Origin of the sequence: Sphingomonas sp. (genome assembly GCF_965248875.1) — a bacterium.
GTDB lineage: Bacteria > Pseudomonadota > Alphaproteobacteria > Sphingomonadales > Sphingomonadaceae > Sphingomonas.
In genome coordinates, this window is sequence record NZ_CBDFKR010000011.1 from 1,643,837 (window position 1) to 1,669,601 (window position 25,765).

At 70.7% G+C, this 25,765-nt stretch carries 23 protein-coding genes, 1 pseudogene and 1 riboswitch; of the genes and pseudogenes, 7 read left to right on the forward strand and 17 right to left on the reverse strand.

Going from position 1 to position 25,765, the window contains the following annotated elements; all coding sequences use genetic code 11:
* Nucleotides 1–63: 63 nt before the first annotated feature.
* A pseudogene (locus ACP2AD_RS15185) lies at nucleotides 64–3,475 on the forward strand (chromosome segregation SMC family protein).
* 7 nt (nucleotides 3,476–3,482) lie between these two features.
* Here ACP2AD_RS15185 and ACP2AD_RS15190 read toward each other — a convergent pair.
* Nucleotides 3,483–3,890: a hypothetical protein gene (locus ACP2AD_RS15190; RefSeq protein ID WP_425230878.1), complete on the reverse strand. Its 408-nt coding sequence runs from the start codon at nucleotides 3,888–3,890 to the stop codon at nucleotides 3,483–3,485.
* Between the two features lie 148 nt (nucleotides 3,891–4,038).
* Between ACP2AD_RS15190 and ACP2AD_RS15195 the strand changes: the two genes are divergently transcribed.
* Genes ACP2AD_RS15195 through ACP2AD_RS15210 form a run of 4 tightly spaced genes read left to right on the forward strand, consistent with a single transcriptional unit; the run spans nucleotide 4,039 to nucleotide 8,917 of the window.
* Nucleotides 4,039–5,283, forward strand: coding sequence for a putative DNA modification/repair radical SAM protein (locus ACP2AD_RS15195; RefSeq protein WP_425230879.1), 1,245 nt, complete (start codon nucleotides 4,039–4,041; stop codon nucleotides 5,281–5,283).
* A gap of 15 nt (nucleotides 5,284–5,298) precedes the next feature.
* Nucleotides 5,299–6,483 (forward strand): parallel beta-helix domain-containing protein, encoded by a 1,185-nt coding sequence (locus tag ACP2AD_RS15200; RefSeq protein ID WP_425230880.1) that lies wholly within the window; start codon nucleotides 5,299–5,301, stop codon nucleotides 6,481–6,483.
* Nucleotides 6,480–7,517, forward strand: a complete 1,038-nt coding sequence (locus tag ACP2AD_RS15205; protein ID WP_425230881.1) for an SO2930 family diheme c-type cytochrome — start codon at nucleotides 6,480–6,482, stop codon at nucleotides 7,515–7,517. The genes ACP2AD_RS15200 and ACP2AD_RS15205 overlap by 4 nt, the downstream gene beginning before the upstream one ends.
* Before the next feature lie 2 nt (nucleotides 7,518–7,519).
* Nucleotides 7,520–8,917, forward strand: a complete 1,398-nt coding sequence (locus ACP2AD_RS15210) for a UdgX family uracil-DNA binding protein (RefSeq protein ID WP_425231187.1) — start codon at nucleotides 7,520–7,522, stop codon at nucleotides 8,915–8,917.
* Between the two features lie 12 nt (nucleotides 8,918–8,929).
* On the opposite strand, the gene ACP2AD_RS15215 is transcribed toward ACP2AD_RS15210, so the two are convergent.
* The gene (locus ACP2AD_RS15215) at nucleotides 8,930–9,547 is read right to left on the reverse strand and encodes a hypothetical protein (protein ID WP_425230882.1); all 618 of its coding nucleotides are present in this window, start codon (nucleotides 9,545–9,547) and stop codon (nucleotides 8,930–8,932) included.
* Nucleotides 9,548–9,889: 342 nt separating this feature from the next.
* Between ACP2AD_RS15215 and ACP2AD_RS15220 the strand changes: the two genes are divergently transcribed.
* The gene (locus ACP2AD_RS15220; protein ID WP_425230883.1) at nucleotides 9,890–10,534 is read left to right on the forward strand and encodes a DedA family protein; all 645 of its coding nucleotides are present in this window, start codon (nucleotides 9,890–9,892) and stop codon (nucleotides 10,532–10,534) included.
* On the opposite strand, the gene ACP2AD_RS15225 is transcribed toward ACP2AD_RS15220, so the two are convergent.
* From ACP2AD_RS15225 to ACP2AD_RS15275, 11 genes are all read right to left on the reverse strand, one after another.
* Nucleotides 10,531–11,214 (reverse strand): DJ-1/PfpI family protein, encoded by a 684-nt coding sequence (locus ACP2AD_RS15225; protein WP_425230884.1) that lies wholly within the window; start codon nucleotides 11,212–11,214, stop codon nucleotides 10,531–10,533. The genes ACP2AD_RS15220 and ACP2AD_RS15225 overlap by 4 nt on opposite strands.
* Nucleotides 11,215–11,231: 17 nt before the next feature.
* A riboswitch (ZMP/ZTP riboswitch) is annotated at nucleotides 11,232–11,312 on the reverse strand.
* Nucleotides 11,299–12,735: a hypothetical protein gene (locus tag ACP2AD_RS15230; RefSeq protein WP_425230885.1), complete on the reverse strand. Its 1,437-nt coding sequence runs from the start codon at nucleotides 12,733–12,735 to the stop codon at nucleotides 11,299–11,301. It overlaps the preceding riboswitch by 14 nt.
* An 18-nt stretch (nucleotides 12,736–12,753) precedes the next feature.
* The gene (locus ACP2AD_RS15235) at nucleotides 12,754–13,200 is read right to left on the reverse strand and encodes a hypothetical protein (protein ID WP_425230886.1); all 447 of its coding nucleotides are present in this window, start codon (nucleotides 13,198–13,200) and stop codon (nucleotides 12,754–12,756) included.
* Nucleotides 13,201–13,226: 26 nt separating this feature from the next.
* A complete protein-coding gene (locus ACP2AD_RS15240; protein ID WP_425230887.1) occupies nucleotides 13,227–13,760 on the reverse strand; it encodes a demethoxyubiquinone hydroxylase family protein in 534 nt (177 codons plus the stop codon).
* Entirely contained in the window at nucleotides 13,757–14,251 is a 495-nt protein-coding gene (locus tag ACP2AD_RS15245; RefSeq protein ID WP_425230888.1) for a disulfide bond formation protein B, read from the reverse strand. The genes ACP2AD_RS15240 and ACP2AD_RS15245 overlap by 4 nt, the downstream gene beginning before the upstream one ends.
* The gene (locus ACP2AD_RS15250) at nucleotides 14,248–15,603 is read right to left on the reverse strand and encodes a S41 family peptidase (protein WP_425230889.1); all 1,356 of its coding nucleotides are present in this window, start codon (nucleotides 15,601–15,603) and stop codon (nucleotides 14,248–14,250) included. The genes ACP2AD_RS15245 and ACP2AD_RS15250 overlap by 4 nt, the downstream gene beginning before the upstream one ends.
* A gap of 62 nt (nucleotides 15,604–15,665) precedes the next feature.
* Nucleotides 15,666–16,802 (reverse strand): murein hydrolase activator EnvC family protein, encoded by a 1,137-nt coding sequence (locus ACP2AD_RS15255; RefSeq protein WP_425230890.1) that lies wholly within the window; start codon nucleotides 16,800–16,802, stop codon nucleotides 15,666–15,668.
* 3 nt (nucleotides 16,803–16,805) lie between these two features.
* The gene (locus ACP2AD_RS15260) at nucleotides 16,806–17,228 is read right to left on the reverse strand and encodes a 23S rRNA (pseudouridine(1915)-N(3))-methyltransferase RlmH (protein WP_425231188.1); all 423 of its coding nucleotides are present in this window, start codon (nucleotides 17,226–17,228) and stop codon (nucleotides 16,806–16,808) included.
* Nucleotides 17,228–17,641, reverse strand: coding sequence for a ribosome silencing factor (rsfS, locus tag ACP2AD_RS15265; RefSeq protein ID WP_425230891.1), 414 nt, complete (start codon nucleotides 17,639–17,641; stop codon nucleotides 17,228–17,230). The genes ACP2AD_RS15260 and rsfS overlap by 1 nt, the downstream gene beginning before the upstream one ends.
* Before the next feature lie 13 nt (nucleotides 17,642–17,654).
* Nucleotides 17,655–18,248 carry a nicotinate-nucleotide adenylyltransferase gene (locus ACP2AD_RS15270; RefSeq protein ID WP_425230892.1) on the reverse strand — a complete coding sequence of 198 codons (594 nt, stop codon included), beginning with the start codon at nucleotides 18,246–18,248 and terminating at the stop codon, nucleotides 17,655–17,657.
* A gap of 358 nt (nucleotides 18,249–18,606) precedes the next feature.
* Nucleotides 18,607–19,869 (reverse strand): glutamate-5-semialdehyde dehydrogenase, encoded by a 1,263-nt coding sequence (locus ACP2AD_RS15275; protein WP_425230893.1) that lies wholly within the window; start codon nucleotides 19,867–19,869, stop codon nucleotides 18,607–18,609.
* 103 nt (nucleotides 19,870–19,972) lie between these two features.
* Here ACP2AD_RS15275 and ACP2AD_RS15280 point away from each other — a divergent pair, with 103 nt between their 5' ends.
* Nucleotides 19,973–21,079, forward strand: coding sequence for a DUF3667 domain-containing protein (locus ACP2AD_RS15280; protein ID WP_425230894.1), 1,107 nt, complete (start codon nucleotides 19,973–19,975; stop codon nucleotides 21,077–21,079).
* Between the two features lie 3 nt (nucleotides 21,080–21,082).
* On the opposite strand, the gene ACP2AD_RS15285 is transcribed toward ACP2AD_RS15280, so the two are convergent.
* The 4 genes from ACP2AD_RS15285 to ACP2AD_RS15300 form a co-directional block, all read right to left on the reverse strand.
* Nucleotides 21,083–21,451, reverse strand: a complete 369-nt coding sequence (locus ACP2AD_RS15285) for a hypothetical protein (protein ID WP_425230895.1) — start codon at nucleotides 21,449–21,451, stop codon at nucleotides 21,083–21,085.
* Nucleotides 21,452–21,654: 203 nt separating this feature from the next.
* Nucleotides 21,655–23,634 (reverse strand): ATP-dependent zinc metalloprotease FtsH, encoded by a 1,980-nt coding sequence (gene ftsH, locus ACP2AD_RS15290; protein ID WP_425230896.1) that lies wholly within the window; start codon nucleotides 23,632–23,634, stop codon nucleotides 21,655–21,657.
* A 125-nt stretch (nucleotides 23,635–23,759) separates the two neighbouring features.
* Nucleotides 23,760–24,785 carry a tRNA lysidine(34) synthetase TilS gene (tilS, locus tag ACP2AD_RS15295; RefSeq protein ID WP_425230897.1) on the reverse strand — a complete coding sequence of 342 codons (1,026 nt, stop codon included), beginning with the start codon at nucleotides 24,783–24,785 and terminating at the stop codon, nucleotides 23,760–23,762.
* A complete protein-coding gene (locus ACP2AD_RS15300) occupies nucleotides 24,767–25,762 on the reverse strand; it encodes a hypothetical protein (protein ID WP_425230898.1) in 996 nt (331 codons plus the stop codon). Before ACP2AD_RS15300 ends, tilS begins: the two co-directional genes overlap by 19 nt.
* Nucleotides 25,763–25,765: the final 3 nt, after the last annotated feature.

Genomic DNA, 25,765 nt, shown 5'->3' on the forward strand with positions numbered 1-25,765 from the left:
TCCCTTGCGTTGCGGGGGAGGTGAGTAGTTGCGCGCCTATCCCGATCGGCTAGCCTGCAGCTAATGCAGATCAAGCGCCTGCGGATCGCGGGGTTCAAGAGCTTCGTCGACCCCGTCGACCTGCCGATCGAGCGGGGGCTGACCGGCGTCGTCGGGCCCAATGGCTGCGGCAAGTCGAACCTTCTGGAGGCGCTGCGCTGGACGATGGGCGAGGGCTCGGCCAAGTCGCTGCGCGGCGCGGGGATGGACGATGTCATCTTCGCCGGCACCACGACCCGGCCGCCGCGCGACTTCGCCGAGGTGTCGCTGCTGATCGAAGCCGCCGCCGCCGACGGCGCGGAGGAACGCGAAGTGGTGCGCCGGATCGAGCGCGGCGCAGGGTCGGCGTACCGGCTCGACGGCCGCGACGTGCGCGGCCGCGACGTCCAGCTGCTGTTCGCCGACGCTGCGACCGGCGCCCACTCGCCCGCCTTGGTCAGCCAGGGCCGGATCGGCGCGGTGATCGCCGCCAAGCCCGCCGACCGCCGCGCGATGCTGGAGGAGGCGGCCGGCATCGCGGGGCTCCACGTCCGCCGCCGCGAGGCCGAGCAGCGGCTGCGCGCGGCGGAGGCCAATCTGGAACGGCTCGACCTGCTGATCGCTGAGCAGGAGGCGCGCGCGGGCCAGCTGCGGCGGCAGGCGCGTGCCGCCGAGCGCTACCGCATGCTGTCCGAGCGCGTCCGGGTCGCCGAGGCGCGGCTAGTCTTTGCGCGCTGGCGCGAGGCGGCGACCGCGGCCGACGCAGCCAAGGTGCAGGCGGCGGCGCTCGACACCGAGGTCGCCACCGCGACGGCGGCCGAGACCGAAGCGGGCGCGGCCCAGGCGATGGCGACGGGCCGCCTGCTCGACGCCCGCGGCGCGGCGCTGACCGCACGCGACCGGGCGGGCGAGGCGGCGCAGGCGGCTGGCGACGCTCCGCCGCGACCTCGCCGACGCCGAGCGGCAGGTCGCGGAACTGGCGGACGCGTCGCAACGGCTGACCGAGGAGCGCGGGCGCGAAACGGCGCTGGCGCGCGACGCCGCCGGGGCGCTGGAGCAGCTCGCCGCCGACAAGGCGGAGGGCGATGCGGCGCTGGCCGCGGCGAGCGGCGCGCTCCCCGCCAGCGACGCCACGCTGGCGACCGCAGAGCGCGGCGCACGCGATGCGGAGGTCGCGCTGGCGCAGGTGCAGGCGCGCGCCGCGGCGGAAGCGGCCGACGCGCGCGTCGCCGCCGCCAACTTTGCCGCCGCCCACGCGCGCGCCGCTCGTGCGGCGCGAGAGGCGTCCCAGCTCGCCCAGGCGTTTGCCGCAGTCGCCGACACGACACCGCTCGCCGCCGAGCACGCTGCCGCCGCCCAACGCCGGACCAAGGCGACAGCGGCCAGCGAGGCGGCGCGCCGCGCACTGGCCGAGGCGGACGCCGCCGAGCGGACCGGCCTGGCCGCTCGTGAGGAAGCGTCTACTGCGCGCGCGGCGGTGCGGGCGGCGCTGGCGGCGCTCGAGGGGGAAGCTGCGGCGCTGCGCAAGGCGACGGCGCGGACGGGCGGCGACCGGCTGCTCGACCACGTCGCCGCCGCGCCAGGCTGGGAGCAGGCGCTCGCCGCCGCGCTGGACGACGACCTCGCGACACCGCTCGGCGCGTGGAGCGGTGCCGCGCCGCTCGCAGGCGACCCGCCGCCGCCGTCGGGCGCCGTCCCGCTCGCCGACGGCGTCACCGCCCCCGCGGCGCTGGCGCGGCGGCTGGGGCAGGTGTTCGTCGCCGACGCGGACTCGGGTCAGCCGCTCGCGGTCGGGCAGCGGCTCGTCACCCGCGCCGGCGCGCTGCGGCGCTGGGACGGGTATCGCGCGGCGAGCGGCGGCGCGGCGGCGGCGGCGCAGCTGCAGGGGCTCAACCGGCTGGTGGCGCTGGAGGCCGACCGCACCCCCCTGGCGGCGCACGCGACCGCCGCGGACATCGCACATGCCAGGGCCGAACGCGCCGTGCAGACCGCGCGGCAGGCCGCCGCCACCGCCCGCGTCGCCCAGTCTCGCGCCGAGACCGACGCCCGCGACGCCGCCCGGGCGGAAGATCGCGCGCTCGCGGCGCTCGAACGCCTCGCCGCCCAGCGCGCCGATCTGGACGCCCGCGCCACCCAGATCGCCACCGAGGAAGCGGACGCCGCCGCCGAGCTGACCCGCGCCGACGCCGCCGCCGCGGCCGTCCCCGACGGGGTCGCGACGCGGGCGGAAGCGTCCGCACGGGCGCGCGACGCCGATGCGGCGCGCGGGGCGGTCGCCTCGGCGCGCGGAGAGCGAATCCGGCTCGACGCCGTCATCGCCGCCGCGCGCGAGCGGTTGGCCGGGGTCGCCGCCGACGCGCGCAACTGGCGCGCCCGGGCGGGCGAGGCGGCGCGGCGGGTCGCCGACGCGGACAAGCGTGAGACGGCGCTGACCGCAGCGCAGACCGCGCTGGCGGATCAGCCCGATGCGCTACGCGGCGCGATCGCGGCCGCCGACGCCGCGCACGGCGTCGCCCGCGCCGCCGCCGACGCGGCGCAGGCGGCCGAGACCGAGGCCGACGCGAGTCGCGCCGCCGCCGACCTCACCCAGCGCGCCGCCGCCCAGGCGCTCGGCGTCGCGCGCGAGGCGCGCGCCGGCGCACTCGCGCGCGTCGAGGCGCAGGAGCTGCGCCGCGTCGAGATGGGCCGCGTGGCGAGCGAGCGCTTCGCCTGCCCCGCCCCCGTCCTCCCCGAGCGGTTCGGCTTCGCCGTCACCGAGGTCGAGACGCCCACCGCGGAGTCGGCAGCGCATGACCGGTTAGTCGCCGAGCGGGAGCGGCTTGGGCCGGTCAACCTCGTCGCCGAACGCGAACTGGTCGAGCTGGAGGCGGGCGCGGGCGCCAACGCCGCCGACCGGGCCGAGCTGGGCGAAGCAATCAACCGCCTGCGCGGCTCGATCGGCGCGCTCAACCGCGAGGGCCGCCAGCGCCTGCTCGCCGCCTATGAGAAGGTCGACGCGCATTTCCGGCGGCTGTTCACCACCCTCTTCAACGCCAAGGGAGATGGCGGCCAGGCGCATCTGGCGCTGGTCGACGCCGACGATCCGCTCGAGGCGGGGCTGGAGATCATGGCGCAGCCGCCGGGCAAGCGGCTCCAGTCGCTGACCCTGCTGTCGGGCGGCGAGCAGGCGCTGACCGCCGTTGCGCTGATCTTTGCGCTGTTCCTGACCAACCCCGCGCCGATCTGCGTCCTCGACGAGGTCGACGCGCCGCTCGATGACGCCAATATCGAACGCTTCTGCGACCTGCTCGATCGCATGGCCGCGGACACCGACACCCGCTACCTGATCGTCACCCACAATGCGGTGACGATGAGCCGGATGCACCGGCTGTTCGGCGTGACGATGATCGAGCCTGGGGTCAGCCGGCTAGTGTCGGTGGACCTCGGCGGCGCGGTCGATATCCTAGCCGCCGCGTGAGCGCTCGTCAGGCCGCCATATCCAGCAGTTCGGCCACCTCGGTCCGCTCGCGCGCGATATGGGCGCGCAGCCGGGCGATGATCTGCAGCGCCGCCGGCTCGTATGCGACCCAGTCGCCGGCGACATCCCGGCCGCTCCATTTCGTCACATAGCCGCGAAACTCGTCGCCCATCGCAATGCAGGCGCGTTTCATTCGCTCGGCCTTGAGCGCCGACCCGAGCAGGTCGCGCGCGATCGCCGGATCGAAAATCTCGTTATGCTTGAACAATTGATACTCACCCAGCGCGCGCATCAAGGCCCAGCGCGCACGCGCCAGCGCCGCGACGTCGCGCAACGCGGAGTCACGGAGCAGCGGTTCCGCGCCCCGCATGATCGCCAGGATATTTTCCTGATGCCGGTGCAGCCGCACCAGCACGTCAGCCTTTGTCATGCTTCACTCTGCAATAACATACATTGCGGTTTGCACCGTAAGTAGCCGCAGCTCAACCACAAATCTAGATCAACAATGGTTGGCTGACGGTGATTGCCTTGTCGTCCTGTCGCAGAACGCATATGGAACGCGCATGGCGCAGCTCGACACGCGTGAGAAGCTTGCGATCCTTGCCGACGCCGCGAAATACGATGCGTCCTGCGCTTCGTCGGGCACCGCCAAGCGTAACAGCCGCGACGGTAAGGGCTTGGGATCGACCGAGGGCATGGGTATCTGCCACGCCTATGCGCCCGACGGCCGCTGCATCTCGCTGCTCAAGATCCTGCTGACCAACAGCTGCATCTTCGACTGTCATTACTGCATCAACCGCAAGAGCTCGAACGTCCGCCGCGCGCGGTTCACGACTGACGAGGTCGTCCAGCTCACCCTCGCCTTCTATCGGCGCAATTATATCGAAGGGCTGTTCCTGTCGTCGGGGATCATCCGCTCGTCCGATTACACGATGGAGCAGATGGTCGAGGTCGCGCGCTCGCTCCGCGAGGATCACCATTTCCGCGGTTACATTCATCTCAAAACGATCCCCGATGCCGATTCGGAGCTGGTCCATCGCGCCGGGCTGTACGCCGATCGAGTCTCGATCAACGTCGAACTGCCCACCGTCGCCGGGCTGACGCGCCTTGCGCCCGAAAAGTCGGCGCAGCGGATCGAGGGCGCGATGGGCAAGGTCAAGGCGGCGATCGTCGACGCCCGCGACGCAACCAAACGCTACAAGTCCGCGCCCCGCTTTGCCGCCGGCCAATCGACGCAGATGATCGTCGGCGCCGACGCCGCCACCGACGGCGACATCATCGCGCGCGCATCGGGGCTGTACGACCGGTTCGCCTTGCGCCGCGTCTATTATTCCGCGTTCAGCCCGATCCCGGACGCGAGCGCGGTGCTCCCGCTCCAGCGGCCGCCGCTGATGCGCGAGCACCGCCTTTATCAATCCGACTGGCTGATGCGCTTCTACGACTATCGTCCGGACGAGGTCGCCGCCGCCGCCGATCCGGCCACGGGCATGCTCCCGCTCGACATCGACCCGAAACTCGCCTGGGCGCTCAAGCATCGCGGCCGTTTTCCGGTCGATGTAAATCGTGCGCCCCGCGAGGAGTTGCTGCGCGTACCGGGGCTCGGCGTGAAGGCGGTCAACGCGATCCTGACCAGCCGCCGCTGGCGTCGGCTGCGCCTCGATGATGTCGCGCGGCTCACCGTGTCGATCGCCAAGCTGCGCCCCTTCCTCGTTGCCGAGGACTGGCGTCCCGTGGCACTCTCCGATCGGGCGGATGTCAAACCGCTGGTTGCGGCCAAGAAGCAGCAGTTGGAGCTGTTCGCGGCGTAGGGACGGGAGAGGGCGATGAAGGCGGCACTGGCGTTCGGCTTGATGATGCTGGCAGTCCCCGCGGGGGCGCGGACGATCGCGGTGGCGGCAGGGCCGAACGCGCAGGAACGGCTGCAACAGGCGCTGCTCGATGCGCATCCCGGCGATACGGTGGCGATCGCGGCGGGGCGGTTCGAGCTCAATGACGGGCTGTCGCTCGACGTCGCCCGGGTGACGGTGCGCGGCGCCGGGCAGGGTCGTACGATCCTCTCCTTCGCGCATCAGCAGGGCGCGGGCGAGGGGCTGCTCGTCACCAGCGACGACGTGACGCTGCGCGACTTCGCGGTCGAGGATGCGCGCGGCGACGCGATCAAGTCGAAGGCCGCGAACCGCATCGTCTACCGCGCGCTGACCGTTCGCTGGACCGGCGGCCCGCGGGCGACCAACGGCGCCTATGGCGTCTATCCGGTCGACAGCCACGACGTGCTGATCGACGGCGTCACGGTCGAGGGCGCGTCCGATGCGGGAATCTATGTGGGCCAGTGCGAGAATATCGTCGTCCGCAATTCGACCGCGCGCGGCAATGTCGCAGGCATCGAGATCGAAAACTCGCGCCACGCCGACGTCCACGACAATCTGGCGACGCACAATACCGGCGGCATCCTGGTCTTTGACCTGCCCAATCTGCCGCGCGGCAATGGCGGCGACGTCCGCGTCTTCGCCAACCGCGTGATCGACAATGACCAGGCGAACTTCGCGCCCGCCGGCAACATCGTCGCGCAGGTGCGGCGCGGCACGGGCGTGCTGGTGATGGCGAACGACGGCGTCTGGGTGCGCGGCAATACGCTCGGCGGCAACGCGACCGCCAATGTGATGATCATCAGCTACCGCAACGCGTTCACCGACGCGCGCTACAACCCGCTGCCGCGCCGGGTGCAGATCAGCGGCAACACGCACGGCCGCGCGGGCTTCGCGCCGCAGCTGCCCGGCGGCGATCAGCTCGTCGCGGCGTTCGGCGGCGCGATCCCACCGGTGCTGTGGGACGGCGCGGGTGCGAACCTCGGCCTGCGGGTCGCCGATGCGCAGGTGCTCAGCCTTGGCCTGGCGCCGGGCGCGGCGATCGAGACCGCGCACCCCGCCCCCGCCACACTCGACGCGCCAGCGCTGCCCGAGCGCGCCGCGGTGGTGCTGCCGGCGAGCATGGCGGCGGCGGCGCGGTGAAGCTCGCGCGCGTCGCGCTCGCGGTCATCGCCGCGTGCAGCGTCGTGATCGGCGCCACGGCGGCGCGCACATCGGCTGCAGGCGTCGATGACGCGGCGATCACCGCCGACGCCTATCCCGCCGCGCTGAGCGAGTACGGTTTCTTCGCCGACCTCCGCGCCCGCACCCCGGCGGCGCGGGTGACGCCCTACACGCTCAACACCCCGCTTTTCTCCGATTATGCGGAGAAACAGCGCTTCCTCTACCTGCCCGCCGGTGCGCAGGCGCGCTACGATCCCGACGCGGTGCTCGACCTTCCCGTGGGCGCAGCGCTCATCAAGACCTTCGGCTACCGCCCCGACGGCGTTTTCCGTGCGCTGGAGACCCGCGTCCTGCTTCACCGCGCCAACGGCTGGGTGGCGCTACCCTATGTCTGGAACGCCGACGGAAGCGACGCGACGCTGCGCCGCGCGGGGGCGCGCCTGCCGGTCACCTTCACCGATCCCGCAGGCGTACCGCACACCATCAGCTATCAGGTGCCCAACCAGAACCAGTGCAAGGACTGCCACGCGCTGTCCGGCAGCATCACCCCGATCGGGCCCAAGGTCCGCAACCTCAATGACGGGCATCAGCTGCAGGCATGGGCCGCCGCCGGGCTGCTCGATCGCCTGCCCGCCGATGCGCCGCGCCTCGCCCGCTGGGACGATCCGGCCGCGCCGCTGGGCGATCGGGCCACGGCCTATCTCGAAACCAACTGCGCGCACTGCCACAATGCCCGCGGCGCGGCGTCCAATTCCGGGCTGTTCTTCGACTGGCGCCAGCTCGATGCGACCGCGCGCGGCATCGGCAAGCACCCCGTCGCCGCCGGGCGCGGCTCGGGCGGGCGGCTGGTCGACATCGCGCCGGGCCAGCCCGACGCGTCGATCCTGGTCTATCGCATGGAGTCGGTCGAGCCCGGGATCGCCATGCCCGAGCTGGGCCGCAACGTGGTCCATGCCGAGGGCGTGGCGCTGATCCGCCAATGGATCGCGGCGGGCGCGCCGCCGCCGCGCTGACGATGCGCACCGTCACGCTTCCCGCGCCCGACGATTTCGACGCCTGGCGCGATGCCGCCCGCCCGCTCGCCGCCGCCGAGGTTCCCCCCGGCGACGTGGTCTGGCAGGTCGGCGACGATGCCGTCGACCTGTTCGCGGGCAATGCTGCCGATCGTGCGCCCATCCCGTCGGCGACTGGTGGGCTGACTGTCCCCCGCCCGTTCATCGATCTCGCCCGCAACGTCGTGGCGTCGAACGATCCGGAGCGATTCTCGCTGCTCTACACGCTGCTCACCCGGCTGCGCGCCGAGCCCAGGCTGATCGAGGATCGCGCCGACCCCCTCGTCCGCAGGCTCGACACGCTGGCGAAGAACGTCCGCCGCGACATCCACAAGATGCGCGCCTTTCTGCGCTTTCGTGAGGTCGAGGACGATCAGGGTGCGCGCTACGTCGCCTGGTTCGAGCCCGAGCACCACATCGTCCGCGCCAACGCCAGCTTCTTCGTCAACCGCTTCGCGTCGATGCGCTGGTCGATCCTGACGCCCGAGCTGTCGCTTCATTGGGACGGCCAATCACTCTCGGAAGGCCCGGGCGCGACCAGGGCGGATGCGCCGGACGGCGACCCGACCGAGGCGGTGTGGAAGACCTATTACGCCAGCATCTTCAACCCGGCCCGCGTCAAGATCGGCGCGATGTTGAAGGAGATGCCGCGGAAATATTGGAAAAACATGCCCGAAACCGCGTTGGTGCCGCAGTTGATCGCCACCGCGCAGGCACGGGAGTCGAGCATGATCGAGACCGCACGCGCTGCGGATACCGGGAGCAACAGCGCGGCCGCATGGGCGGCGCTGCGCGAAGAGGCGCTGAGCTGCACCCGCTGCCACCTCTACAAACATGCGACCCAGACCGTGTTCGGCGAGGGACCGGTCGACGCGCAGCTGATGTTCGTCGGCGAGCAGCCGGGCGATCAGGAGGATCTGGCCGGCCACCCCTTTGTCGGTCCCGCCGGCCAGGTCTTCAACCGCGCGCTTGCGACCGCCGACATCGACCGCTCGCGCGTCTATGTCACCAACGCGGTCAAGCATTTCAAATACGAGCTGCGCGGCAAGCGACGCATCCATGCCAAGCCCGGCGCGGGGGAGATCGAGGCGTGCCGCTGGTGGATCGAACAGGAACAGATGCTGGTCCGCCCGGAAATCAGCGTCGCGCTGGGCGCCACCGCCGCCCGCTCGCTGTTCGGCCGCGTCTTGGCGATCGGCCGCGAGCGCGGACAGGCGCTGACGCTCCCCGACGGCGGTGGAGCGCTGGTCACCGTCCACCCCAGCTACCTGCTGCGCCTCCAGGACAAGGCGCAGGCCGAGGACGAGTTCGGCCGCTTCGTCGCCGATCTCAAGATGGCGAAAGGGCTGATCGCCGCGTGACCGCGCAGCGCGTCAGAAGCTGCCCCACACCTGGATCAGCACGGTGTTGACCTCCGGCCCCTTGCCGTCCGGCCCGCCCGGCTTGCGCGTGAATGAAAAGCCCGCGCCGACCTGAACCTTGTTCGGGTCGACTTCGGCGATCTTCTTGGTCTGCTGATACGCCTCGGCCAACGCCTTGGGATCGTTGGAGTGTAGCTTGAGATAGCCCAGCGGATCGCGCGGGATCATCCCGGCATCACCCCACATCCGCCCCGCCGCAGACCATGCGCCGTTGATCGCCGGCCCCAGCGTCGCCGGCGTCGGCAGCGGCGCCGCGCCATAGCCGATCGTCAGCCCCAGCGCGGTCGGGCTGGCACTCGCCGCGGCAGTGAAATCATAGCCCTTGAGCACCATCTGCGCCGTCGGCTGCATCAGTGCTGGATCGAGGCTGAGCGACAGGCTCTGGCCGCTGACCGCCATCGACGCCTGGATCGCCCCGCCGTAATTATATTTGAGCGCGGTCGTGAACTGTCCCGGCTTCCATGCGATCGCCACCGCATCGGTCTTTGCGTCGAGCGCCAGCGTCCACAGGTTGAGCTGAATGCGCGGCATCAGCAGCGTGAAGTCGAAGACCTTGGGTGGATCGGCCATGATGCGGCTCCCGTGACGATGCTGCATCCTGACCGGCGTGCCACCGGGCGTCCAGCCGGGCCGGACGAAGAGTCGCCGAAGCGGCAGCGACAGCTGACGGAGACGTCCGGCACGCAATTTTTGCTGTCCTACAGCAGGGTTGACGGTCCAGCTGCGGGAATGATCGCTGCGCACAGGTTCCGGGCGGCTCCGGTTGATCGACAGTTGCCCGTCTGCGGCAAGTTCGACAACTTTGCTCCCCGCGTCGCGCCACCTGCGCAGCGGGTGGGACGGATGCGTTCTGGTGACAGCTTCGTCACCTTTGGCGCTTTCCTCCCGCCACCGTGCCGCTAGGAAGGCGCGATGCTCGAACACATCCTGTCGGCGCTGACCTCGTTCATCATCGCGGTGATGCAGGCGGCCGGGTATCCCGGCGTCACCCTGCTGATGGCGATCGAAGCGGCATGCATCCCGCTGCCGTCAGAGGTCATCATGCCCTTTGCCGGGTTCCTCGTCGCGCAGGGCCGCTTCACGCTGATCGGCGCGGCGACGGCGGCTGCGATCGGCGAGAACATCGGCGCTGCGATCGCGTATGAGGCGGGCAAGCGCGGCGGCCGCCCGCTGGTCGCGCGCTGGGGCCACCTGCTGCTCATCGACGCGCATCATCTGGACCAGGCCGACCGCTTCTTCGCGCGGTTCGGCGGCCCCGCGGCGCTGATCGGGCGGCTGCTGCCGGTGATCCGCACCTTTATCGCTTTCCCGGCGGGCGTGGCGCGGATGAACCGGGCGACCTTCCACCTCTACACCACGCTCGGCTCCTGGCCGTGGTGCTTCGCGCTGGCCTGGGTCGGCATGAAGCTGGGCGACCGGTGGAACAGTGACCCGCGCGTCAAGGCGTGGTTCCATCGCCTCGACGCCGTAATCGTCGCGCTCGTCGTGGTCGCGCTCGTCCTGTTCGTCTGGCATCGCCTGCGCAGCATCAGGCGCAGCCGCGAACACCGGCCCTAGCCGAACCCCCGCCGCGCCGCTGCCGCCTTGAGCTCTTCCTCCCGGTTCGGCGCCAGCAGCGCCGCGCGCCGCCGGTACGCCGCGACCAGTGCCTCGCCCGCCCGCTCCGGCGTTCCCGCATCGAAAGGCGGGGCGGGATCATATTCGAACGCCAGCTGAAGCATCCTCGCGGTGTCCTCCCCCCGGATCAGCGCCGCCAGCGTCAGCGCGAAGTCGATCCCCGCCGTCACCCCGCCGCCGGTCACCCGGTTGCGATCGACCACTGTCCGCGCCTGCACCGGCGTTGCGCCGAACAGCGCCAGATGGTTGTGCCAAGCCCAGTGCGTCGTCGCGCGATAGCCCCGCAGCAGCCCCGCCGCGCCGAGGATGAGCGAGCCGGTGCATACGCTCGTCACCCATTGCGCGCTGCCGCCCACCTGTTCGACCCAGGCCATCGCATCGGCATCGTCGATGACGGAGGCGACCCCCATCCCGCCCGGCACGCACAGGATGTCGGCGGCCAGCATGTCGGCGAAGGTCGCGGTCGGCACGATGCTGAACCCGGCATCGGTCGGGACGGGATCGAGGGTCTTCCACACCAGGTCGAGCTTCGCACCGCCGCCGAGCCGCGACAGCACTTGCGCCGGACCGGTCAGGTCTAGCTGGGTGACGTTGGGGAAAAGCAGAAAGGCGATCCGCATGGCACGCTCCTTGGTCGTCAGGATGCCCAGGCGCGCGGCGCGTCTGCCCCCGCTTCCCCGTGGTTCAAGCCACTCGAGCGCCAGTCACGCGGACCCCAGCAGGCTAAACCGGGGCCCCGCCCGGTGCAAGGCGACAGCGCGAACCAGCCAGCCGAGCACCGGCAGCGCTATGGCAACCCAGACCATCAGCCCCGCCCAACCCGGCCATCCCAACCAGTCGCTCGCGACCGAGGTGATGTCGCCCCGCGCCAGATGCTGCGTCCAGACCCAGCGCAGCGGCCACGGGTCGCTTGGCGGCGCGAATATGTCACACGCGGCGATCAGCAGGTTGATCGCGATCGCGACGCCGAGCAGCGAGGCGGTCGCAATCCGCCCCGCCCGCGTCCGCAGTTGCGCCCAGAACGGCGCCAGCCCGATCGCCAGCAGGCCGATCGCCGGAACCGCATGCCGCGATCCGGTCGCGTTGCCGCCATCCCAATAGAAATAGCCCGCATTGACCAGCAGCACGACCAGCGCCCCGCCCCCGGCGGCCCAGGCAAGCCGCCGGTCGCGCGCGCCCAGGTCCAGCAGCCCGAGCGGCGCGACCACCAGCACCGGGGCGACCCATAACAGCCCCCGCCGCGTCCCAGCGATCAGCTGCAGCAGCACGGCCGGATCGGGCCAGCTCAGCCCGAACAGCCCCCGGTTCATCCCCTCGAACCCGACCACGCCCTGATAGCCGAGCCGAAAGGGCGTCCCGAACGCCATCATGTTATAGGCGAGCAGCGGCAGCAGCGCGACGAATCCGCCGATGATCGCGGCGCCCAGCATCCGCCGGCGTCCCGGCTGCGGCCAGACACGCACCAGTCCGAACAGCGCCAGCACGCTGCCCGCCAGCACCGCCTGATACTCGATCACCACCGCCCAGCCGAGCGCCGCCCCGGCCAGCGCATACAGCCACGGCCGTCCCACCCCGCGCCACAGCGCCCACAAGGCAATGACGTACAGCGCCGCCACGGCGCCGTGGCCCAACACCGTCGTCGACCACCCCCACACCGGCGAGCCCAGCGCAAAGCCGAGCGCCGCGACCAGCGCGCCGCTCGCGCTCCCCGTCAGCCCCAGCGCCAGATCGAACAGCAGCGCGGCCGCGATCCCGGTCAGCAGCGCCGGTCCGCTCGCCACCGCCAGCCGCAGCCTGAGCCGCATGAACCGCCACAGGTCGGGCGCCGCGCTCGCCCGCCTGCCCGTCAGCGCATCGGCCAGCGCCACGGCCGGAAGCGCCATCAGGGTCATGCCCGGCGCCTTATCGAGATAATAGTGGCTGCCGAACCGCGCCTTGTCGATCGTCAGCGGCGCGAAGCGGTCGATCGCCGCGCTGCCGTCTTCGACCAGGCTGGTGGCCGCGAAAAGGCGCGTCGCGTTGTTTGGGTTGCCCTCCCACGACCCGAACCAGCTGCACGCAAACCAGACGAGCAGCCCGATGACGATCGCTATGCGATGATGAGGGGCAGGCGCCGGCACGCTGCCGTTATGAGGCTGCACGCCGGGGCGGCAAGACCCTTAAGGCGCGCGCCGCTGTTGTGCGGTGCGCGCCTGGTTGGTCGCTCGGTTATTCTGCGCCTGCTGTTCGAAGCACCCCGTCTGCCCACCCGGACCGACGGCCGAGCAGCTGCCGATGCTGTTTGCGCCGGTGCCGTCGGCCAGTGTCGTCTGCGCATGGCGCGCCCAGCTCTGGTTTTCCGGCGTGACAACGAACTCGCGCAGCTCCTTGGGAACGCGATATTGTTCGCTCGCCGACCGCCGCTCGCAGACGATAACCTCGTTGCCCTCGCGGTCGGTCGGGCAGCGTTCGTTGCCGTAGAGCACCAACACGCCGTTGATCAGCGCACGCTGCGGCACCGCGCCGATCGGGGCGGGCGCGGCGGGGCGCGAGACGCCTGGCCCGGCGACCTGCGCCATCGCGGGCGTCGCCATGAGCGCCACTACCATCATCAAGCCGATCCGCATCGCTCCCGCTCCTTCCACTCCGGCCGCTAGATCCGCTGCGCCGCCGCGATCGCCACCTTGCACCCGAGCCGGATGAACGCGGACAGAACGGGGTAGCCGAAGGCGCTCTCCGCCCCCGCCGCGATGGCGTGCTCCTTGTGCTCCAGCTCCTCGGCCTGAAAATCGGCGATCGCCGTCGACAGCGCCGGATCGTCGTCGCCGAGCTGATCGAGCTGCTGCTGATAATGCCTGTCGATCTCGGTCTCGACCGCGGCGGTGCAGGCCATCGCCGCCGCGGGGCCGATCGCCGCCGTCGCCGCGCCCAGCGCAAACCCTGCGACATGCCAGAAGGGCTGGAGCAGCGTCGGGCGCACCCCGCGCTCCGCGATCAGCTTGTCGAAGAACGCGCGATGCCGCTCCTCCTGATGCGCCATGTGGCTGATCGCGCGCGCCGCCGGATGCCGGTCGCCCAGCACCGCGAGCTGTCCGGCATAGATACGCGTGGCGCCATATTCACCTGCCTGATCCACCCGGATCATCGCGTCCGTGGAGACGCTGCGGTCGCCCGGCCTGCGGCTCATCGCGTCCTCCTCATCAACAACCACCCGATCACCGCCGCGCCGCCGAGCGACAGGATCGCGTTGAACCCCGCCAGCGACACGCCGAACAGCGTCCATTGCGGCACGTCGCACATCACCGGCGGCAGGTGCATGAACCAGTCGAGCCGCTGCGCCGCGGTCAGGTTCGCGGGCATCGCCGATGCGGTGCAGGCGGTGAAGCCGTTCCACCAGTGGTATTCTACACCCGCATGCGCGACCCCGATCGCCCCCGATACGGCGACCAGCAGCGCCGCGAGCACGACCAACGCCACGCGCAGCCGGCCTGGCGCAAACAGCGCCAGCGCCGCCACCGGCACGGCCGCATAGTGCGGCCAGCGCTGCCAGTGGCACATTTCGCATGGCACCAGCCCGCCGATCAGCTGGGATCCCCACGCTCCCACCAGCAGCGCCGCCGGCAGTAGCAGCGCCAGCCAGTTCGCCCGCGCGATGTTGCTTGGTCCGGTTGCCGTCATGGCGCCGGTGTCGGCGACGGCACCGGCCGCGGCCGGGTCGCCGCCGCGACCTGCACCGGACCGCCGAGCCGCGCCACCGTCTTCAACGCATACCAGAGCTGATAGTCCGGAACGCCCTGCCGCGTCAGCGTGGCGGGCGTGGCGGCGAAGCGCGGGTCGGGCGCGCTGTCCTCTTCGACCGCGCGGTTGTCGGGACGGATCTCGTTGATCAGGTGCCGCGCCAGATCGGCCTCGCGAAACACGCGGCGCGCACGGAAATCGGGGTCGGACAGTTGCGGCACCGCGATGTCCGGTTCGATCCCGCCCTCCTGCACCGAGCGGCCCGAAGGCGTGAAATAGCGCGCAGTCGTCAGCCGCAGCTGCGTCGTCGGCCCCAGCGGGATCAGCGTCTGCACCGACCCTTTGCCGAACGAGCGCGTGCCCATCACCAGCGCGCGGTGATGATCCTGCAGCGCGCCCGCGACGATCTCGCTGGCCGACGCGGTGCCCGCATTGGTCAGCACCACCACCGGCAGCCCGTGCGCGTCGTCGCCGGGCTGCGCATAATAGCGCTCGATGTCGGTCGGGCCGCGCCCGCGCTGCGACACGATCTCGCCCGACGACAGAAAGGCGTCCGACACCTCGATCGCCTGGCTCAGCAGCCCCCCGCCATTGTCGCGCAGGTCGACGACATAGCCGAGCGGCTGATGCCCCAGCGCATGGTCGATCGCGACCATCGCCGCGCGTGTGTCGGCGCCGGTCTGCTCGGAAAAGGTGTTGATGTTGATATAGCCGACCTGGCCGCGGACCTCCCATTTGACCGGCCGCTGGACTATGATCTCGCGGGTCAGCGACACCTCGATCGGGGCGTCACGGCCCGGACGCACCAGCGTCAGCGCGATCCGCGTCCCCGGCGCGCCGCGCATCTGCGTGATCGCCTCGTCCAGCGTCTGGCCGAACAGCAGGTGGCCGTCGATATGGGTGATGTAGTCGCCCGCCTTGATCCCGGCGCGTCCCGCCGGCGTGTCTTCCTGCGGCGCGATGACCTTGACCGCGCCGTCCTCCATCGAGACGGTCAGGCCGAGACCGCCGTAATTGCCCTCCGTGGCGATGCGCATATTGTCGAAATCGACGGCATCGACATAGGACGAGTGCGGGTCGAGGCTGGCGAGCATGCCGTCGATCGCACCCTTGATCAGCTTGCTGTCGTCGACCTTGTCGACATAGTCGGCCTTGACGCGATTATAGACCTCGAGAAAGCGCTCGAACTGGCGGTAGTTCGCCGTGTCGGCCGACGCCATCGCCTCCGTCGCCAGCGGTACCAGGCAGAGCGCGCCGACCAGCGCGGTGGCAGTGAACAGCGAGCGGCGCATCGGATGATCCTGACGTGAGAGGTGCGTCTGTAGCGGGTTAGCGGGGCGCAAAAAAGGCCGCTTCAGCCGATCAGCGCGGCGATGTCCGCGGGCCGCCCGCGTCGACGCAGCTCGACGGTGATCTGCGGGTTCTCACCGGTCGGCGCATGCCCCAGCAATGTGCCGGCGGCGACGAACCGTCCCGCGGCGACGGCGACACGGCCCAGCCCGGTGACAAGCGTCGTCCAGCCGTCGCCATGATCGATCACGACGATGACGCCGTAACCGCGGAACGGACGGGCATAGCGCACCGTCCCGCCCGCGGGCGCCACGACGAGCGCGCCCGGCGCGACCGCAAAGCTGAGCCCACGCGCCCGGACCCCGGCGGCCGACACTTCGCCAAGCCCGGTAACGAGCCTGCCGCTGACCGGCAGCCGGTAAGCGCCCGGCGTCGCAACGGGTGCGACGGCACCCGGCGCGAGCGGGCGCGGCAACGGGCCGGACAGCGGCGCCAGCCCGGCCAGCGTCTGACCGGCGTCCTCCTGCTCGATCATATGATCGACCAGATCGCGAGCCTGTTCGCCGAGCGCCAGCGCCCGATCCGATTCACCGATCGCGCGCTGTCCCAGAGCGTGCGCCTGCGCCCGGTGCTCCGCCGCCTGCCGCGCCAGCGCGACCCGATCATTCTCCAGCTGCGCCCGCCCCTGTCGCAGCGCCATCGCCGCCAAGGCCGCACTGGCCTGCAGCGACCGCGCCTCGATCAGCTCCGCCCGAACCCCCGCCGCGCGCGCACGCACCAGCGGCAGCTGCGCACCGAGCACCGCGCGCAGGTGGACGAGATCGTCGACCGACCCCGGCTGTGCGACCGCCGCGATCGTCGGCCGCCGCGCCAGCGCTGTCAGCGCCGCCAGCAGCCGCGCCGCGGGCGCCTGTGCGGCCGCCAGCCGCGCCTGTGCCGCCGCCTGTGCCTCCTCGACCAGCGCGACGCGCGCCTCCGCCGCCCGCACGCCGGCCGCAGACGCCTGTACGCGCGTGGCGAGCACCTCCGCCTGCACCCGCACCCGCGCCGCCGCATCCCGCTCGCGCGTGGCAGCCTGCGTCAGCGCATCCGCCCGCGCCGTCGCGGCGGCGGCCTCGCGTTTCGCGTCGGCGAGCCGCCGATGCTCGTCGATAGGCGCAGCACCGAGCAGCAGCAGCGCCAGCGAAAGGGTCAGGCGCATCGCTCAACCCTCGCGATGATAGGGGTGGCCGGCGAGGATGCTGGTCGCGCGGAACAGCTGCTCCGCCAGCATCGCCCGCGCGAGAAGGTGCGGCCAGGTCGCGCGGCCGAACGACAGCAGCAGATCGGCCCCCGCCCGCTCGGCGTCGTCGAAGCCGTCCGCCGCGCCGAGCTCGAAGCGCGCCTCGCGCACGCCGTCGTCGCGCCAGCCGCCGAGCCGCTCGGCAAGCGCGAGCGAGGGCAGCGCCTCGCCCTTCTCGTCGAGCAGCACGCGGCGGAGGCGCCCGTCACCGGCCGGCGCCTTGCCGCCACGGTCGCCCAGCTCGGTCACCCGTGTCGGCCAGCCGATCCGGCCCAGATAGCGGTCGACGAGCTCGGCCTCCGGCCCGCGCCCGATCCGGCCGCGGGCGATGATGTGGAGGAGGATCAGGCCTGCCCCGGGGTCGCCCCGGCGACGGCGCCCGCCACCGCAACCGGCGCATCGCCGAACGCCCACATCCGCTCCAGATTGTAGAAGGAGCGGACCTCCGGCCGGAACAGGTGAACGATCACGTCGCCCGCATCGATCAGCACCCAGTCGGCCGCGGGCAGCCCCTCGATGCGGGGAATGCGGCCGCACTCCGCCTTGATCTTCTCGGCGAGCTTGGTCGCCATCGATGCGACCTGCCGCGTCGAGCGGCCCGACGCGATGACCATGTGATCGGCGATCGACGTCTTGCCCGCAAGCGGGATCGAGACGGCCTCGACCGCCTGATCGTCTTCGAGGCTTTGCAGGACCAGGCGATGCAGCGCATCGGCTTCGACGGGATCGGCGGCGCGGACAGCGGAGGAAGCGGCCAAGAAGGCTCCGGGGCTAGGTGGTGAAGCGGCCGGCCCAATCGGGATCGGCCGCGCGGATCGATGTCGCGGAAGTGGGGTCGGGGCGGAAGCGCAGCAGCACCAGGGCCGGCAAACTCCACAAGGTCCAGCGCATCGCTTGGGTCGGGCGCCGCTGATAGCGCCGGAGCCAGCCCATCGCGTGACCCGCGCGGGCAGCCCCATTATAGGACGGGCGTGCGATCACTGCAATCGGCAGCGTCCGGGCGATTCCGCGCCAGTCGCGCCAGCGGTCGAACTGCGCCAGATTGTCGGCGCCCATCAGCCAGATGAAGCGATGGCGCGGATAGCGCCGGACGAGCGCTCTCACCGTATCGATCGTATAGCGGGTCCCCAGCTCCGCCTCGATCGCGCCCGCCCGGATCGGCGCGCGCCGGGCCATCGCGCGGGCGGAGCCGAGCCGCGCGGCGAGCGGCGTCATGCCCACCTGTGGCTTCAACGGGTTGCCGGGCGAGACCAGCCACCATACCTCATCCAACCCCAACGCGCGGACCGCCGCCAGCGAGATACGCCGATGCCCCCGGTGCGCCGGATTGAACGAACCACCGAGCAGGCCGATGCGGCGGGTCAAGCCGGCACCCTTTCCCAGGAACTTCGGTCGTGGCGAATCCGACCGATCTCCACACCAGTTTGCACCGGTCGATAGATCAGAACATGATGCGTGCTCATAATCCAACACTTTCGCCAGCGCGTCTCACCCACACCAGCGCCGGTGGCCGCATGTTCGAGAACGAACTCAGCCGCCGCGATTGCCCGAACGACAGAGTGACGCCCCTAATCAGGATGAAAGCGGCACAGATACTTCTCGGCGTGAAGAAGATCGCTCGCTGCATCCGTCCATGTGACGTCCGTCATGCGGCGTTGCACGCTCCTGCGTCACGCTGGACATCTCCATCACCTGCTCGAGAGTGTAATCCTGGCCAGCCTCATCAACCCCGCACCTGCCCCGTGCCGCGGCCGATCCATTTATACGTGGTCAGCCCCTCCAGCGCGACCGGGCCGCGAGCGTGGAGGCGGCCGGTGGCGATGCCGATCTCCGCGCCCAGCCCGAATTCGCCGCCATCGGCGAACTGCGTCGACGCGTTCCACAGCACGATCGCCGAGTCGACCTCCGCCAGGAAGCGCTCCGCGACAACCGCGTCCTCCGTCACGATCGCGTCGGTGTGATGCGAGCCGTGCCGGGCGATGTGCGCCAGCGCCTCTTCGACGCCGTCAACTAGCGCCACCGCGGCTATCGCGTCGAGATATTCGGTATCCCAGTCAGCGTCGCTCACCGACGCCACGATGGGGCCGATCGACGCCTCGACCGGATCGCCGCGCACTTCACACCCGGCCGCCTGCAACGCCTGGACCAGCTCGACCGGCTGGGCAAAGGCCCGGTCGATCAGCAGCGTCTCCATCGCGCCGCAGACGCCGGTGCGGCGCAGCTTGGCGTCGATCACGACCGCTTGCGCCATCGCCGGGTTGGCGGAGCCGTCCACATAGACGTGGTTGTTGCCGTCGAGATGCGCCAGCACCGGCACGCGCGCGTCTGCCTGCACCCGCGCAACGAGACCCTTGCCGCCGCGGGGGATGACGAGGTCGAGCACGCCGTCCGCCGCCAGCATCGCGCCCACCGCCGCGCGGTCCTGCGTGGGCACCAGCTGAACCGCGTCGGCCGGCAGCCCAGCGGTGGCCAGTCCGGCCGCGAAGGCCCGATGAATGGCGCGGTTGCTGTTCATCGCCTCGCTGCCGCCCCGCAGGATGGCGGCGTTGCCGCTCATCACGGTGAGCGCGGCGGCGTCGGCGGTAACGTTGGGCCGGCTTTCATAGACGATGCCGATCACCCCGATCGGCACGCGGACGCGCGACAGGCGCAGGCCGTTGGGCCGCTCGGACGCGTCGATCACCCGACCCACCGGGTCCGGCAACGCCGCCACCGCCTCGACACCGGCCGCCATCCCCTCCAGCCGCTTCTCGTCGAGCAGCAGGCGATCGCGCAACGCCGTGGACAGCGCGGTCGCATCGGCCATGTCCTGCGCGTTGGCGGCGAGGATCGCGGCGGCGTCACGGCGGATCGCCGTAGCGGCGGCGCGCAGCCCCGCGGCTTTCACCGAGCTATCCAGCGTCGCCAGCGTCCGCGCCGCAGACCGGGCGCGTGCGCCCATGGCCGCGATCAGCGCTTCGGGCGTCACTGCTTCGGTGTGAGCCATGTTGTCCATGTTGTCCGCATCATCGCTGTTCGCTCTTCTCGCGGTTGACCCGCCGACTCAGCCCGTGTTGCCTCCATGCCAGTCCCAAGGCCTGTAGGACAGCGTGACGAAGCGGTTCCGGCAATGCTATCGCTCCAGCATGAACGGAGGGATCGAAGCAGCAGGTGACGCGGCAACGGGCGCAGCCTGGTCGCGCACCGTCGAGCCGCAGGCGGGCGCGGGACCGGCGGTAGCGCACGGCCCCTGCCTCAATTGCGGCGCCGCGCTGATCGGCCGCTATTGCCACGCGTGCGGCCAGAGCGGCCACCTGCATAAAACCCTCGTGTCTATCGTTCACGATCTGCTCCACGGCGTCTTCCATTTCGAGGGCAAGATCTGGCGCACGGTGCCGATGCTGGTGCTTCATCCCGGCAAACTCACCCGCCGCTACATCGATGGCGAGCGGGCCAAGTTCGTGTCGCCGCTCGCCCTTTTCCTGTTCACCGTCTTCCTGATGTTCGCGGTCTACAGCGCGGTCGGGCCGGGCGACTTCACCAGCGGCATCGCCGACGGGTGGAACAGCGTGCCGTCCACCCAGCTGGAGGCGGCGCGGACCAGGGCCAGTGCCGACCTCGCCCACGCCGTCGCCGAGCGGGCGCGCCTGGCCGCAGCGCATCAGCCGACGCGCGATGCCGACCAGCGGATCGCGGCGCTGCAAAACGACGTGAACGCCATTGCGACCGTTCACCACCGCCTCACGTCGAAGGCGACCGGCGACACGATCAACGTGACGAGTAATTGGCACTGGCTGGATCAGGGACTGCAGCGCGCCAGGGCGAACCCCGGGCTGGTGATCTACAAGGTCCAGTCGGCGGCGTACAAGTTCAGCTGGGCGCTGATCTTCCTGTCGACGCCGCTCGTGGCGCTGCTGTTCCTGTGGCGGCGGCGGTTCGGGCTATACGATCACGCGACCTTCGTGACCTATTCGATCAGCTTCATGTCGCTGCTCGCGATCGTGCTGGAGCTGATGGTGACGGCCGCGCTGCCCGGCGTGCTGATCGCACTGCTCGCAATCGTCGCACCGCCGGTCCACATGTTCGCGCAGCTGCGCGGCGCCTATACCCTGTCGGTGTTCAGCGCGCTGTGGCGGACGGTGTTGCTGCTGCTGGGATCGACCTGGGTGCTCAGCGCCTTCGTGCTGGGTGTCATCATCCTGGAAGTATCGGGCTGAGCCTCAACGGCAGGGGAAGCGGCCGGCGAGCACCCGGGCATAGCCTTCCTTGAGCGGCAGGCGCTGGGCAGCGGGCGGCAAGGCGGCGAGGCCGTCGAGCATCTCCATAATGCCGATCGACTGGCCCTCGGGCGGGCAGGCGATCGGCGGCCGCCCGGCGGCGCGGCGCGCGTCACGATCCGCCTTGAGCTGCGCCGCCGCGGTCGCTGCCTCGGCGCGTAGCAGCGGCAAGTCGGGCGAGGCGAGGGCGGACAGCGGATTGGCGCGCAGCGCATTCGCCTTGGTGACGAAGGCGCCGACCGTCATCGCCGCGGCGGCAGGAGCGGCGGCAAGGAGCATCGTCGTCGCGAGACCGGTGAACAAGAGGCGCATGGACAAACTCCGATTTGTCCGTTGTTTATGCCCCGCGCGGACTGAACGGTGGCTGACCTGCGCCTTCAAAGGTAAGCCAAGGCAACGCCAAAACGCTTTCTCGACCGCCTCCCCGTCCGAGGTAGCCGGGGCATCTAGACGGGAGCTACCGGCAAGCCCTTACCCAGCCCTGCAGGACAGTCGGATCGCTGCAGCGCATGGCGTCACGCGCCAAGCGGCGACGGCGTTCCGAACGGGCCCGACGGCCGCCGTGTCTTGGGGATCGACGTTCCCGCCTTGGCAACGGGCGCGGACCTGGGCCCGTCATCGTTGCGGCCGATGTCATCGCCCGCGACGATCCGCTTGATTTCCTCGCCCGTGATCGTCTCATACTCGAGCAGCGCGCCGGCGATGGCATGAAGCTGGTCGATATGTCGGGTGATGACCTCGCGCGCCCGCTGCAGCCCGCCCTCGACGAAGCGCTTGATCTCGTTGTCGATCAGCAACGCCGTCTCGTTCGACATGTTGTGGCGCTGCGTCTGCGAATAACCGAGAAAGGTCTCGCCCTGCTTTTCCTCGAGCTCGACCGGACCGATCGCGTCCGACATGCCCCACTGCGTCACCATCGCACGGCTGAGCTTGGTCGCCTGCTTGATATCACCCGAAGCGCCGGACGAAACCTTGTCGTGGCCGAAGATCACTTCCTCGGCGACGCGGCCGCCCATCGCGATCGCCAGGTCGGCGAACATCTTGTCGCGGTGATAGGAGTAGTTGTCGCGCTCCGGCATCGACACGACCATGCCCAGCGCGCCGCCGCGCGGGATGATCGTCGCCTTGTGGATCGGATTGGCAGAGATCTCGTGCGCGTTGATCAGCGCGTGACCGGCCTCGTGATAGGCGGTCATCCGCTTCTCGTCGTCGGTCATCACGAGCGACTTCCACTCGGTGCCCATGATGACGCGGTCCTTGGCCTGCTCGAACTGTTCCATCGCGACCAGCCGCTTGCCGCGCCGCGCCGCCATCAGCGCCGCCTCGTTGACCAGATTGGCGAGGTCCGCGCCGGCCATGCCCGGGCAGCCGCGCGCGATCACCCGCGCATCGACGTCGGGCGCCAGCGGCACCTTCTTCATGTGGACTTCGAGGATCTTCACACGGCCCTCGATGTCGGGCAGCGGCACCGTCACGCGCCGGTCAAACCGGCCCGGGCGCAGCAGGGCGGGGTCGAGCACGTCGGGGCGATTGGTCGCCGCGACGATGATGATGCCCTCGTTGGCGTCAAAGCCGTCCATCTCGACGAGGAGCTGGTTGAGCGTCTGCTCGCGCTCGTCATTGCCGTTGCCCAGCCCGGCGCCGCGATGGCGACCGACCGCGTCGATCTCGTCGATGAAGACGATGCATGGCGCCGACTTCTTGGCCTGCTCGAACATGTCGCGCACGCGGCTGGCGCCAACGCCGACGAACATCTCGACGAAATCGGAACCCGAGATGGTGAAGAACGGCACCCCCGCCTCCCCCGCGATCGCACGCGCCAGCAGCGTCTTGCCGGTGCCGGGTGAACCGACCAGCAGCGCGCCCTTGGGGATCTTGCCGCCCAGCCGCGCGAAGCGGGTCGGGTCCTTCAGGAACTCGACAATCTCCTGCAGCTCCTCGCGCGCCTCGTCGATGCCGGCGACGTCATCGAAGGTCACCTTGCCCTGCTTTTCGGTCAGCATCTTGGCGCGGCTCTTGCCAAAGCCCATCGCACCACTGGCGCCGCCGCCCTTCTGCATCTGGCGCAGCACGAAAAAGGCGAGGCCGACAAAGATCAGGAACGGCAGCGACTGGAACAGCAGATATTGCCAGATCGACGGGCCGTCGTCGGGGCGGCCGGAGAACTGGACGCCCTTGTCGCGCAGCTTCTGGAGCAGCGCCGGATCGGGCAGGACGCGATCGGCGTGGAACTGCTCGCCCGACTTCAGCTTGCCCGATACCGTGGTCTGCGACACGTTCGCCGTCTGGACGCTGCCCTCGTCGACCTTGTCCAGGAACTGCGAATAGGTGATCTGCGTCCCCGCCGTGGCGGCGCCGCGATTGCCGATCACGGTCACGAACAGCGCCAGCCCAAGCAGGATCGCCACCCAGACGACCAGGCTCTTCATCCACGGATTGCCGCCGCCATTATCGTTGCCGGACCCGGACGGGGGCTGCTTGTCGTGCTCGCTCATGGTGCCAAGATAAGCGCACGGATGTTAATGGCAATGGAACGGCCCGCCAGGAATGCGCCGCGCCGCGCCCACGCCGCGCCGGAACGGGACGACAGCGTGCCGCCCGGCCGTCGCACCGGCAGCGGTCAGCCCTTGGTCGCGGTTCGGCGGCGCGGCGGGGCGGGGCGAAAGTGCCAGCGATCGCCTCTCACCCGCGCTTCGACATCGGCAACCGTGCCGCCGCTGCCGCGATCGAGCGAGCGCCCCAGATCGGCGACGGCGGTAGCGCGCCAGGGGTCGAGCAGCCCCTGCCGGCGGCGCACGGTCTCGATGGCACGGAGGATGAAGCGGCGTTTAAGCTCGAACGGCAGGCCGTCGGCGTTGAGCAGGACGGTGCCGTCGCTGCGTTGCTCCAGACGGTCGAGGTCGCGCAGCACCATCCACTCGATCGCTTCCTCGACATCGCGCAGGTTGGTCGCCGCGCGCGCCAGCTGCTCGGGCGGCAGCTTCGGGTTTTCGGCCAGCAGCGTCCGCATCCTTGCGCGGTCGAACCGCGGGTCGGCGTTGGACGGGTCGGCAACGGGGTCGAGCCCTGCGACCTTCACGATCGCGCCAAGCTCGGCGCGGGTCCAGCCGAGCAGCGGGCGGACAAGCAGGGCGGCGGCGTTGTCGAGCAGGCGGGTGTCGGGCATCGACGCCAGGCTCCTCACCCCCGCCCCGCGCACCGCGCGCATCAGGAAGGATTCCGCGACATCGTCGCGCTGGTGCGCGGTCGCGACGAACGCGATGCGCTGTGATTGCGCCCAGGACGCGAGGCAGCGATAGCGGATGACGCGGGCGCGTTCCTGCACATTGGCGATAGCGGGCCGCGGCTCCGGCAGCCGCAGCGTTGCGTGCGGTATGCCCAGCCCGGCGCAGATTTCCCCGACATAGCGCGCTTCGGCCGCCGCTTCGTCGCGCAGCCCGTGATCGACCGTCGCGGCGGCGACCAGGCCCGGCCAGGCGGCACGGGCGAGAAGCAACAGGGCCAGGCTGTCGCTGCCCCCCGAAACCGCGATCCCCAACGCGGCATCGGGCTGGGGCGATCCGCCGGTGAGCCGCTCGAGGTCGGCGCGGAACCGCTCGACCGCTTCCGGGCCGACCGGCACCTCGATCAGCGCGGCGCCGGGCACCGGGACTGGACGCGCCCCGCGGCCATGTCCGTCCGCTGACGCGCGGTCAGCCGGTTGGCGTAGACGTCGGCCATCTCGTCATAGACCTTGCACGCATCGGCCGGCTTGTTGAGCCGCTGCAGCGCCTGAGCGAGATAATAAAGGCTCTCGGGCGCGCGCTCACCGTCGGGCGCACGCTTGTAGTTATCGTAGAACGCCATCGACGCCAGGCTAGGCTTGTTGTCATCGAGATAGGCGCGGCCGAGCAGGTTCTGCGCAAACGTGTAACGGCGGTTGCCCGGTCCGGCGGCGGCGGCGAGCTTCAGCTGCGCCTCGGCTTCGGGGTAAAGATGCGCCTGCCACAGGCGATAGCCATAGGTGTAGGCGTCCTCCGTCGCGTTGCCGGTGCTGGGGCGCTCGACCGCGGCGACGCGCCCGGCGCGGGCGGGGTCGGCGGGGATGCGCGCCGGATCGGCCGGTGCGGCGATCGGACGGGTGATGCCGGGCCCGCCCGTCGTCGGACGAGGCGTGGCACGCGGCGCCGGTCGCGGTGCGGGCGTATCGACCGCATCGTCGGCGGGCGGGCGCTCGCCGGCGGCAGGCGGCGGCGCACCGCCCGCTTCGATCGCATGCAACCGGGCGTCGGTGGCGCGGCGATAGGTATCGAACGCCTCCTGCACCGTGCGGGCGCGATAGCCCGCCTGCTCGACCTGACCGGTCAGGCTCGCCATCTGCCCCTCCAGCGCGCCGACGCGGGCGGTGAGATCGACGACCGCGCCGCCGGCGGGCGCGCCGGGCAGCGGCGTGGCGGGGTCCTGCGCTTCCACCTCGGGCTGCAGATACTGGCCCGCACCGCCCGGAAAGACCCGGCGCTGCACCGCGCGCATTTCGCTTTCAAGCCGGGTGACGCGCCCGTCGACGCTGTTCTGCGCGGGCGCGGTGCCCGACAGCGTGAGGGTCAGGGCCAGCGCGCTGGCGGCGATCAGACGGCTACGCATGGC